The organism is Citrobacter sp. RHB20-C16, from assembly GCF_013890155.1.
GTDB lineage: Bacteria > Pseudomonadota > Gammaproteobacteria > Enterobacterales > Enterobacteriaceae > Citrobacter_A > Citrobacter_A amalonaticus.
Genome location: NZ_CP057630.1, coordinates 501,597 through 514,089, shown reverse-complemented (window position 1 = coordinate 514,089; position 12,493 = coordinate 501,597). Strand labels below are relative to the sequence as shown.

Sequence of the window (12,493 nt, the reverse complement as noted above, 5' to 3'; positions counted from 1 at the left end):
ATGGGAGCATCAGTTGTTGACCGGACAGGCGTAAACCACTATCCGGCAACTGACAGTCAGGCGGTGCCGCCGACCGTCAGGTTATCCACTTTCAGCGTCGGTTGACCCACGCCCACCGGCAGGCTCTGGCCTTCTTTGCCACAGACGCCGACGCCGTTATCCAGCTTCAGGTCGTTACCGACCATCGAAATCTGCTGCATCGCTTCGATACCCGAACCAATCAACGTGGCCCCTTTCACCGGCTTCGTCACTTTGCCGTTCTCAATCAGATACGCCTCTGAGGTAGAGAAGACGAACTTACCGGAGGTGATATCCACCTGACCGCCGCCAAAGTTTGGCGCATAGATCCCGTACTCTACGGACTCAATGATCTCCTGCGGCGTGGATTTACCCGGCAGCATATAGGTGTTGGTCATACGCGGCATCGGCAGATGCGCGTAAGACTCGCGGCGACCGTTTCCGGTCGGCGCAACGCCCATCAGCCGCGCATTCAGTTTGTCCTGCATGTAACCTTTCAAAATGCCGTTTTCGATCAATACATTGTATTGACCCGGCGTGCCTTCGTCGTCAATGGCCACCGACCCCCGGCGCTCCGCCATCGTCCCATCGTCCACCACGGTGCACAGTTCAGAGGCGACCAGTTCGCCCATATGACCGCTGAATACCGATGTGCCGCGACGGTTAAAGTCCCCTTCCAGGCCATGTCCCACCGCTTCGTGCAGCAGTACGCCAGGCCAGCCAGCCCCCAACACAACGGGCAGCGTCCCGGCAGGCGCGGCAACCGCAGACAGGTTCACCAGCGCCATGCGTACGGCCTCTTTCGCCCACGCGTCGGCGCGGACGTCGCCATCCAGATCGGCGAGGAAATAATCGTAGCCAAAACGCCCACCGCCACCGCTGGCGCCGCGCTCACGTTTACCGTCTTCTTCCACCTGTACGCTGACCGACAGGCGCACCAGCGGACGCACATCGGCGGCCAGTGTCCCGTCAGTAGCGGCAACGAGGATCAATTCATACACGCCGGTCAGGCTGGCCGACACTTCCTGCACGCGTTTATCCGCTTCACGGGCAACTTTATCGACGCGGCGCAGGATATCGAGCTTCTCTTCACGGCTCATGCTTTGCAGCGGATCGACAGAGGTGTACAGCGCAGGATACTCAACGGCACCGAGGGTCTTCACTTTCCCGTCGCCATTGTCACGCACGATGGTACGCGCGGCGCGCGCACTCTGTTCCAGCGCCTGCAGACTGATCTGGTCAGCATAGGCAAACCCGGTTTTTTCACCGCTCACTGCGCGAACACCAACGCCCTGATCGATATTGTAAGAACCATCTTTAATGATGCGGTCTTCTAAAACCCAGGATTCGTGATAGCTCGACTGAAAATAGAGATCGCCGTAATCAAGACGACGTTCGGCCAGTTGGCCCAGAATGGCAAACAGATCCTGATGTTTCAGGCCGTTCGCCGCTAGCAATTGTTCACTTACCAGGTTCAGACTCATCGTTATTGCTACTCGTTAATGACTGCAGATAGAGGATCTATGTACTGAGAGTGGGGCAATTCCTTGCCCCCGTCAAATCATTGCGAATTTTCTTTCCGCGGCTGGCGCAGGACTTCGTTGATTTGTGGTTTGTCGACCGGACCGGTGATCCGATAGCGCAGAATCGAGACTTTACTCCATAGCGGTCCAAGCACTTTACTGGCGGCAAAGACTGCCGCACCAACGATCGGGTTCACCGCAAACGCGGCGGCTACCCCCACCGTGGCGGAGATTTCCGGTGCCACCACCGCTTCAATATCCAGCTCGCGGCGCACCAGGTTGACCGACCCTTTCATGGCGATATCCGCTTCCAGCCCGTCTACCAGCGTGTCGTCCGTATGCAATATGCCGTCTTTGATCCAGGCGGTGCTGCGAATGGAGTCGAAGTAAAAACCTTCATTGAAGGTATCGCTAAAATCGAAGCGTAGTTTACGCAGCAGCGCGTCAAAGCTCAGCAAGCGCAGCAACTGTCCCGCATGCCCGGTGCTTAGCTCGGTGATCTCCCCTTTGCCCAGACGGGTGCGGATAATGCCGTTCAGCGAGGCTTCCTCCGGCTTCCACGGCGGATTGCGCCAGTGCAGATCGTAATCCACGTTGAACGACGCGTTGCGAATCGGTGTAGAGACGCCAAAGAACCCTGCCGCGGCGTCAATTTTGTTACCCCGCAGTTTTCCTTTTAAAGAGGTACGCTCGCTGCCAGGGGTGTTAACCCACTGTCCGTCCGCCGTCAGCCTGGTGAAACCGGTGTCCAGCAGACCGTTACTCAGGTTCAGAGTGTCCCCCTGAATGGCCACATCCGCATCGATGCGTCCGTATTTCTGTCCCCACATCCAGCACTCTTCACAGCGTAACTGGACGTCAGGCCAGCCACGGAAACTAACGCGTTCTACGGATGCAAATGCCGATGCCGGCGTGTCGCTGTTATCCGTTTTGGCCACGGTGGGGTTGTAATAGAGGTATTTGATATTTGCCAGCCACGGTGCGTTATTGCGCATTGCCAGCGTTGCGTTGATCTCACGCCCCTGCGCCTCGACTTTAGTGCCATTCGATGCCGGTTCAGACACGAGGCTCAGGTTGTTCCACTGTTGTCCGCCCAGCGTTAACGCTGGCGTGCGCAGCGTAATGTGTTGCGGGAAGTTCGCGTTGGCACCAACGTTGTCCGCCGCACCTTTCTGGAACAGGGCCAGCCATTGTGCGCCATCCATCGCGGGCAGATTCAGCTCAATGCCTTCGCGTTCAGGCAAAGGCGGCGGCGTCCGGCTTTCCGCCGTCCAGATCGCGCGATCCAGCGTCAGCTTCTGATTTAACAGCCAGCGGCTGTTAAAATGATTTTCCTGTCCGGCGCTACCGGTCAGCGTAAAGCTGCGCAGGTCGCCCGTTGCTTTAATTTTAACGGGTAATGCCTCACCCGCGCTTTTATCCAGCGGAGAAGGTAAGTGACTGCTCACATTCCTGAGATCGCCGTTCAGCTCAACGTTGTAGGTCGTGCCGGAATGATACGGCAGGTCGATACCCACTTTACCGTCCCACGTCAGACTGCCGCTGAGCGCGTCATTAATTTGTGATGGCAGAACGCCAGTACGAGCGGGCTGCCAGTTACCGTTAAGATTCACCGCAACCTGATAGGCTTTCGTCCCTTCCGTGGTGGCGAAATCAACGTTCACTGGCTGATTAAACCAGTTCGCCGTCATCGGCTCGCTTTTCAGGTTGCCATTGGTAAAGCTGAATTTGCCGCTGAGGTTTTTCAGGGTGCTGTCGAGCGGTTTGATGAACAGGCTATTATCGCGCAGCGACACATCGCCTTTTGCGGTAACTAATTCGCCGTCCAGCGGGATATCCAGATGTAAGCGAGCATTCACATCGCCGTCGATCTGCAGTTGCTCAAGCGTGGCACCCAGCGAATCCTTCAACGGCGTGTCGTCAAAATACGGACCTACCGCCTTGCCTGGCCCCTGAATATCAGCATCAATCAGCAACTTCTCTTTGGCGTAGTCCGGGATGACCGCCGTCAGGTTCGTGGCCTTCACGCCGCCTAAATTGACGCCATCGGTTTTCATCCACAGGCCGTCATTCAGGAAATCCAGCTCGATATTCAGGTCGGTCAGTGCAGGCCAGTCCGGCTGAAAGGCAAATTTCGCATTGCGTAGTGGAACCAGCACTTCAAATTGGCCTTCGTTGTGCTTGTACGGGAACAAATGCGGATTACCGCCATACACCAGCGTCGCGTTTTCCGCTTCTCCACCCTGAATCGCACCGCTGAGATAGTCCACCAGCGCCTTGCCCATCAGATTTTCCGGGAAGTAACGCCAGGCCTGAGAGCCGTCATCAGTGCTGATACCCGCCAGAATCCCCAGCCAGGGGTCATCGCCTGTCGGCTGTAGATAGCGGAAGCCGCCACGCGCATGGACCGCTTTCGCTTTCACATCAATATTACGTCCGTCCAGCTGAAAACCGTTGTCATTCTTTAGCCAGTTCAGCGTGGCAACGCCGTCTTCAATTTCTAATGGCGCACGGAAGACCGTTTCGTAGGGCATTTTGGCCTGTTTCATCGATGCGGTCAGCGCGCCATTCTCCACACTCCCGGAGAGCGTTCCGGAGAAGTGCTCTGCCCCTGGCAACAGCTTCCACTGTTTCCACGCCAGATCGCGCCATGAGGCCTGAAAACGCGTCTTTTCCGTGGCCTGAAGCGGGATATCCAGCGCCAGGGTATCGATATTTCCGCTCGGTTGGGTGGCAAGCCAGATGTCACCCAGCTCGGGCGAAAGCTTCGACACCATCGGGCGTAGCCCCTCAAGCCCGGTCAACTCCAGATGGCTGGCGCGGATGCGCAGTTCGTCACTGCGTTTTCCGTCTGCGCCACCGACTTCCTGCTCGGGGATCCAGGCGAGCTGTAGCGCACCGCGCGGCCAGGCCTTGCCGTCCATTGTGATGCGAGTATCGGGAATAGAAAACTGCCAGCCCGGCTGTTCACGACTGATATGCGCCGTCAGATTGTCGACAGAGAGCGTATGGAGGTTATTGTCGCCTTTCCAGCTCGCGCCCCCCTGTTTCAGCCAGACATCGCCACCGGCGATCTCACCTTTGCTGATGGTCATCCAACTTTCGAGGCTAAAGCGCGCGGTCTCCAGCGCCACGTTATCCTGCATCCATTTTCCCAGCCACGGCTTCACGTCGATATCGTCGGCCTGCAACCAGACCCGACCATTATTCAGCAACCCTTCATCATCACGCAGATCCATGCGCACCTGCATGACGCCGTGCTGACCGGTCAGACTGGAGAGGCTGACTTGTCCTTCCGCGCGGTGGCGGTTTTTACCATTAACCCAGGTCAGTTGCGGAATCGCCAGTTCGGCGCGCTGACCGGAGAGCGTCAGAAAGCTGATTTGACTGTCGCGGAGATCGAAGTGATCGAACTGGCGCAGGAAAAGATCGTTGATTCGGCTGGCTTCCAGACCGTCACCGCTTTCGCTGCGTTCAATCGGCGTGTTGGTACGGAAATTCAGTTGCCAGAAGGTGAGATCGCGAAATTGCCAGCGCATGTGCAGCAAACTTTGCCAGACATCCAGCGCCAGGGTAACGCGTTTTACCGAAAATTCGCCGCCGTCTTTCAGTTCCGCGCGGATATCACGTGCTTCGAGAGTGGGTCCAAAATTTTGCCAGTTGGCGGAGATCTGGCTGGCCTTGACCGGCAGCCCCGTCGCAGACTCAATTTTGCTGAGGATCGTCGGACGCCAACTGTCGAGATGCGGTAATGCCAGGCGCAAACCACTGACCAACAGCGCTACGACAACGACGAGCGCGGCTCCAGTGAGCAATAATATCCCCGGCAATCGCCTCACGCGTCTCTCCTTGTCTGCCTGAAAATGCGCCGCCCGTCACGCGGCACCGTATCGGTTTACATCATTACGACGTCAAACTGCTCCTGGTTATAGAGCGGTTCAATTTGTACTTTCACCTGTTTGCCGACAAAAATCTCAACTTCCGCCAGCGCGTGCGACTCTTCCCCTTTCAGGGTTTCCGCCACTGCCGGAGAAGCATAGACCAGGAAGCGGTCGGAGTCGTAGGCGTGGTGCACGCGAACGATCTCACGCATGATCTCATAGCAGACAGTTTCCACCGTCTTCACCGTGCCGCGTCCGTGACAGGTCGGACATTCGTTGCACAGCACATGCTCCACGCTCTCACGCGTGCGCTTGCGCGTCATCTCCACCAGACCCAACTGCGAAAAACCGTTAATGCTGGTTTTCACCCGATCTTTACTCAGCGCCTGCTCAAGCGAATGCAGAACCCGGCGACGGTGATCCTCATTATTCATGTCGATAAAATCGATAATAATGATACCGCCGAGATTACGCAGTCGCAGCTGACGGGCAATCGCCTGGGTCGCTTCAATATTAGTGTTGAAGATGGTGTCATCAAGATTACGATGACCGACAAACGCGCCGGTATTAATGTCGACGGTGGTCATCGCTTCAGTTTGATCGATAATCAGATAGCCGCCGGATTTCAGTTCCACTTTGCGCTCCAGCGCTCGCTGGATTTCATTCTCAACGTCAAAGAGATCGAAAATCGGCTGGCGTCCGCTGTAATGCTCCAGCTTGCTGGTCATTTCCGGGATGTATTCCGCAGTAAACTCCAGCAGGGCTTCATAGGTCAGACGGGAATCCACGCGAATGCGGTCTAACTGTGCATCAGCAAAATCACGCAGTACACGCTGCGCCAGCGCCAGCTCGCCATACATCTGGTAACGCGTCTGCGGGCGCTTTTTGCGCTCCATCACTTTGGTCCAGACGCGCTTGAGGTACGCGGCGTCTGACGCCAGATCGTCTTCACAAACGCCTTCTGCCGCAGTGCGGATGATAAATCCCCCCTGCTCGTCACAGTACTCAGCGACCACTTTCTTCAGGCGCTCACGCTCGGCTTCACTTTCGATACGCTGAGACACGCCCACGTGCGAGGCGCCGGGCATAAAGACCAGATAACGAGACGGTAAAGTGATGTCGGTGGTCAGACGCGCGCCTTTGGTGCCCAACGGATCTTTCACCACCTGCACCATCAGATCTTGCCCCTGACGCACCAGCTCCGAAATATCGCGAACAGTAAACTGCTTCTGCTCTTCACCCGCCACGCATTCGGTGTGCGGCATAATGTCGGAAGCGTGAAGAAACGCGGCTTTATCCAGCCCAATATCTACAAAAGCCGCCTGCATACCCGGAAGTACGCGACTGACCCGACCTTTGTAGATATTGCCTACGATCCCGCGTCGCGCTTCGCGCTCAATATGAATTTCTTGCAGAATACCGCCATCAATGTACGCCACGCGTGTTTCCGATGGCGTTACGTTTACCAACAATTCAGCCGTCATGTGTATCCCTTTTCTCACGCAGTGAGTTAAAATTGCTCAGCAACTCATACGTTTCAACCAGCGGTAAGCCGACTACGGCGTGATAGCTGCCATTTATCTTCCTGACAAAACAGCCACCCTGCCCCTGAATACCGTATGCACCTGCTTTATCCATCGGTTCACCGCTGGCGATATAGTCAGCGATATCCGCATCCGTCAACGCTCTGAACGTCACCTCGGTCATCACCAGGCAGTCAAGCACATACTGGCTATCCGCCAGCGCAACGGCCGTCATCACCTGATGCGTTTGCCCGGACAATTTGCGCAACATCAGCGCCGCATGGTGTACGTCACGTGGCTTCTCTAACACTTCCCCATTGAGGATAACGATGGTATCCGCCCCCAGAACAGGGAGATCGCGCGGCGTCTGCGCCACGCCGGCCTGGGCTTTTTCCCGCGCCAGACGCGACACATATTGCTGTGCGCTTTCCCCCTCGCCACGCGTTTCTTCGATTCCCGTAACTATACGTTCGAAAGAAACGCCTAACTGCGTGAGCAGTTCCTGACGACGCGGCGAACCGGAAGCTAAGTATAGAGATGTCATAGAAACCTTTATTGCACTGCAAATTGCTGGCGGACTTTACGCATCAGCAAGAAAAGCCACGGCCAGAGCACACCGTTGACTACACTACTCCAGAACACTTCAGGTCTGAAAGAGACGTTGATCACTAAAAACTCTGACCAGAAAACAATAATATCCACCACCAGCGAAAGCAACATCACCACCAGTGCCTGCTGCCAGAGCGCCAGATTGCGAAAGAGCTGAAATTTCAGCGCAACCAGGTAAGCGATGATGCTCATCGACAATGCCCGCACGCCAAGCGTGGAACCACTAATGAGATCCAGTATGGCACCCATCACGAAACCTGTGCCCACATTGACGCGATGCGGCAGGGCGAGGATCCAGTAGAGTAAAATAAGCAGCACCCAGTTTGGCCGAAAGACAATGATCTCATCCGGCCAGGGCATCACTTGCAATAACAGAGCGATAAAGAACGAGAGCCAGATAACCCAGCGACCCTGGCTACGATAGCTTGCCACTACTGGCCTCCCGGCGCACGCGCTGGAGGCGGCGTCGCACCCGCTGGCGGAGCGGCAGGTGATGACGTGATACCGGTTGCTGGCGCAGGCACGGGCGACGGCGGCCCCATCATGTCCGGAGACGGCAACACTTGCGGCATCATCTGCATCAGACGTTCATTCGCCACGCGATGCACATCTTCCGGCGTCATCGGGTTGGCGCCGTTACGGTCGGCCCCCCACAGCAACAGCAGATAGCGCAGACGCTGTAAGCCCGCAGTAGGACGCGCCTGAATCACGGTGTAAGCACGTTGAGTATCCAGCTTAACGGAAGAGACCACGCCAACCGGATAGCCTTCCGGGAAACGACCGCCCAGACCAGACGTAACCAGCACATCGCCAACGCGAATATCGGTATTGGCTGGCAGGTGTTCGAGTTGCAGATCGTCGGTGCAGCCGTTACCGGCCGCGATCACCCGGATGTCGTTGCGCAACACCTGAATGGGTAAGGCATGCGTGGCATCACAAATCAGCAGGACGCGGCTGGTCAGCTTCGCCACCGCGACGACCTGACCGACAACGCCTTTGTCGCTGATTACCGGTTGGCCTTCGTAAACGCCGTTCACGCTGCCTTTGTCGATAACCACCTGGTCGCTGTAGGGATCGTTAACCGTGGAGATGACCTGCGTCACCATCTTTTGTTCATCCTGACGCAGCGGCGAACCCAGCAGCTCGCGCAGGCGCGCGTTCTCCTGTTTGTACTGCCCCAGCATCAACAGTTCACTGTTTTTCAGCAGCAGTTCCTGGCGCAGCGCCCGGTTTTCAAGCTCAAGCTGGTCGCGTGAGGCGAGCGTTTGCGAGACGCCATCAAGCAGTTCACGGGGACCATTGGAAATAAAGTAGAAAGGACTGACGGCGGTATCCATGTAGGTACGGATCTGACTGAACGTACCCAGGCGGCTGTCGGCAATAATAACGCCGAGCGCCACCAACACCGCCAGAATAAGGCGAATCTGTAGCGAGGGGCCACGGCTAAAAATTGGCTTCATAAGTTTGCGTATTCTCGTATCAGAGTCGGCAGGACAGCATAATGCTCTCCTGCCGGCACCCGATTACTCTTCGCTGAACAGGTCGCCGCCGTGCATGTCGATCATTTCCAGCGCTTTGCCGCCGCCACGCGCCACACAGGTCAGCGGGTCTTCAGCGACAACAACTGGAATACCGGTTTCTTCCATTAACAGACGATCAAGGTTACGCAACAGCGCGCCACCGCCAGTGAGCACCATTCCGCGCTCGGAGATATCAGACGCCAGTTCCGGCGGGCACTGTTCCAGTGCAACCATCACCGCGCTAACGATACCGGTCAGCGGTTCCTGCAGGGCTTCCAGAATCTCGTTAGAGTTCAGGGTGAAGCCGCGAGGAACACCTTCTGCCAGGTTACGACCGCGCACTTCGATTTCGCGCACTTCGTCGCCCGGATAAGCAGAACCAATTTCATGCTTGATACGCTCTGCGGTGGCTTCACCGATCAGAGAACCGTAGTTACGCCGCACATAATTAATGATGGCTTCATCGAAGCGATCGCCACCGATACGGACAGAAGAAGAATAGACCACACCGTTCAGGGAGATAACGGCGACTTCCGTCGTACCACCACCGATATCCACAACCATCGAGCCGGTTGCCTCAGAAACGGGCAGACCCGCACCGATTGCCGCCGCCATCGGCTCTTCAATCAGGAAGACTTCGCGGGCGCCAGCGCCCTGTGCGGATTCACGAATAGCACGACGCTCAACCTGAGTGGCACCAACCGGTACGCACACCAGCACTCGCGGGCTTGGACGCATAAAGCTGTTGCTGTGCACTTGCTTGATGAAGTGCTGGAGCATTTTTTCAGTCACGAAGAAATCGGCAATAACGCCGTCTTTCATTGGGCGAATAGCAGCAATGTTGCCCGGCGTACGACCCAGCATCTGCTTCGCATCATGACCTACTGCAGCCACGCTTTTCGGTGAACCGGCACGATCCTGACGAATGGCCACAACGGAAGGCTCATTCAATACGATGCCTTGTCCTTTTACATAAATGAGGGTATTCGCGGTACCCAGGTCAATGGACAAGTCATTGGAAAACATGCCACGAAATTTTTTCAACATACTAAGGGATAATCCTGAAAGCTGGGGCGGAAAACAAAATCCGCTTACTTTACCAACCACACGCAGCAGCGACAAGGCGCAAAAATCATCTGCTACGGTGAAAATTAGTGCAGTTCGTTTCCTTTGTTACAAATCTCTACCTGAGTCCCTCAGGGCTGAGTACTTCAGCAGCAATCCTCGCCCTCATTTGCAACCGGTTTAAGGTCATTCACCTGCATATGTGCTGTTACAAAATGGCGAGCAGACAAGCACACCCCCATGAAGGCACAGCGCGCGTTATTCTACGTGAAAACTGAACAAACGGCAGGTTAAACCGAGTATCTTTGAGAATATTTTTTCACATTGGTATCCAGCGGCTGGGAGGCAGCAAAAAAATCCCCCTGTCCACCGGAAACACCACGCGCTGTCAGCGTCTGCCACTCACCGCGCGAACGTACACCCGTTGCGTAAACCTGGGTGCTGGTGCCTGAGCACGCCTCCACCAGGCTTTGAACCAGCAACTGGTTTTCCGTTCGCTTCTCAATGTTCCTGACCAGACTCGGATGAAGCTTGATCAATTCCACATTGAGTTCCTTAATCCAGCTGGTACTCACCAGCGTTAAACCCGCCTGCGTGACGGCAACCCGAACGCCTAATGCATTCACTAAGCGGATAACGGGCTGCAACCGACTGATGTGTTGACCTACATCCGCCTCCGCAAGTTCAATAATTATGCGTTTTCGTTGCGATTTTTCACACTGCATCAAGGTATCGCGTAACCAACGCTGAAAACGTGGACGAATCAGCGACTCTACCGTCACCTGCATCGCCAGATTCTCTTCCGGCCAGTAGTTTAGCAGCGGGATGACGCGGCTTATTTGTAAGCGGTCATACTCTTCTGATAAACCGAACTGTAACACCATCGGCATGTATTCCGCCGTGCTGACCTCTTCATTACCATCAAAGATGCGGCACATCAGTTCCCGATGATGCACATGTCCGTCCCGAGTGACGGCCGGTTTCTGATAAATTCGCGGGCCGCCGCGGCTGAGCATCTGCTCAATCAGCGTTCGCCAGCGCACGTTGCCACGCCCTTTTTCCGGCAGCGAGTCGTCATATACCGCCCAGCTATTTCCGCCCTGCAACACGGCATTGCGGGTCGCCGCCTCTGCATGTTCCATCACCTGTTCCGTCGACTGCCCGCTACGCCAGGCGCAAATGCCGATATGTACCATATCGTCACGATCGAGCATTTTATTAGTCGGAAGTGCATCGACTGCTTTTAAAAGTTGTCCGGCTACGCTTTCCGCCTCTTTCAAAGTGCGGTGCGGTAGCAAAACGGCAAAGTCGCTGCGATGGTAGCGCGCCAGTAGCGACCCCGGAAAACGCATCATAAAAGTGGACAATAAATTGATCAGACTAAACAGCTCTTCTTCGGCGAGGTTACGCCCCCAACTGTCGCGCAACAGGTTAAAGTCCGGCAGGCGAATCATCATCACCACGCCATGCGCGCCGATCTTCTCCTGATCGTCCAGCAACGTCGCCAGTTGGTTGTCAAAAAAGAGCCGATTGCTGAGGCCGGTTTTGGTGTCCTGCGCGGCGTAAGAGCGAATCAGCGTATCGAGACGGCTCCGCTGCTCCTGGGCGCTCTGGATTTCGGACAACAGCATATCCAGCGCGCTACTGGTGCGCGCCGGCCATTCATAGACCGTACCCCGTACACTGGCTCCCCGTTCTCCATTCAAAATGCGCGTCGAACGTATCTCCAGCAGTTCCTGACCGGAAAGTTGACGCTGTAGCCAACGTACCGACAGAAACAGCATCAGTACAATAAAACCAATGGCCAGCGTGAGCGGTGCCGTCGTCATCAGTGAATGAAAATAGTTGCCCATCGGATCCTGATAGACCAGATCCATCGTCATTCCCGGGTGCTTCATCAGTGGAACCGAGAGCTCGCGAAAGAGATTACTGGTGCCAACCGGGCGATAGCTACTGTTACGGGTTTGGCTATAAATGACTTTTTCACCCTGCAGCAGATCGACGCGTACGACGTCGGCAGACACCATCAGTTCGTCAACTTGCGATGTTAACTGTTTGAAATCGCGTGAAACAAGATGCGTGTCAATGGCTGTCGCCACCGCCTGGACACGATGGGCCATCTTGTACTGGATGGCGTTGTAAAAGCTCAGCGAGCAGCCGATCAGGGTGACAAAGATCGTTAACCCGGTGAGCAGCGTGACAAAAGCTGAGAATTTCGTCGTTAATCGCATCCTTGAGTTAACTCCGACGGTTGAATTGCGACACGAAACTGCTTAACCAAACGCAAAATTCGTCCGGTTGCGCAAAGAGTGAGTGCATACTACCAAATCAGGTGTATCTGGCAATTTATTGCG

8 protein-coding genes are annotated in these 12,493 nt (G+C 55.6%); all 8 read right to left on the bottom strand.

All coding sequences use genetic code 11. The annotated features are described in order from the left end of the window. Positions 1-56: 56 nt before the first annotated feature. Positions 57-1,502 (bottom strand): metalloprotease TldD, encoded by a 1,446-nt coding sequence (gene tldD, locus HVX64_RS02480; protein ID WP_044263671.1) that lies wholly within the window; start codon positions 1,500-1,502, stop codon positions 57-59. 77 nt (positions 1,503-1,579) lie between these two features. Next, the gene (gene yhdP / locus HVX64_RS02475; protein WP_044255983.1) at positions 1,580-5,380 is read right to left on the bottom strand and encodes an AsmA2 domain-containing protein YhdP; all 3,801 of its coding nucleotides are present in this window, start codon (positions 5,378-5,380) and stop codon (positions 1,580-1,582) included. Between the two features lie 56 nt (positions 5,381-5,436). Continuing rightward, entirely contained in the window at positions 5,437-6,906 is a 1,470-nt protein-coding gene (rng, locus tag HVX64_RS02470; protein WP_042998334.1) for a ribonuclease G, read from the bottom strand. Then, on the bottom strand, positions 6,896-7,489 hold the full coding sequence (locus HVX64_RS02465) for a nucleoside triphosphate pyrophosphatase (RefSeq protein WP_042998335.1): 594 nt from the start codon (positions 7,487-7,489) through the stop codon (positions 6,896-6,898). Before HVX64_RS02465 ends, rng begins: the two co-directional genes overlap by 11 nt. Before the next feature lie 8 nt (positions 7,490-7,497). Beyond that, on the bottom strand, positions 7,498-7,986 hold the full coding sequence (gene mreD, locus HVX64_RS02460) for a rod shape-determining protein MreD (protein WP_042998336.1): 489 nt from the start codon (positions 7,984-7,986) through the stop codon (positions 7,498-7,500). Continuing rightward, positions 7,986-9,014, bottom strand: a complete 1,029-nt coding sequence (gene mreC, locus HVX64_RS02455) for a rod shape-determining protein MreC (RefSeq protein WP_042998337.1) — start codon at positions 9,012-9,014, stop codon at positions 7,986-7,988. The genes mreD and mreC overlap by 1 nt, the downstream gene beginning before the upstream one ends. 63 nt (positions 9,015-9,077) lie before the next feature. Then, the gene (gene mreB, locus HVX64_RS02450; protein WP_000913396.1) at positions 9,078-10,121 is read right to left on the bottom strand and encodes a rod shape-determining protein MreB; all 1,044 of its coding nucleotides are present in this window, start codon (positions 10,119-10,121) and stop codon (positions 9,078-9,080) included. Between the two features lie 308 nt (positions 10,122-10,429). Further along, a complete protein-coding gene (gene csrD / locus HVX64_RS02445) occupies positions 10,430-12,370 on the bottom strand; it encodes an RNase E specificity factor CsrD (RefSeq protein ID WP_044255989.1) in 1,941 nt (646 codons plus the stop codon). Positions 12,371-12,493 lie beyond the last annotated feature (123 nt).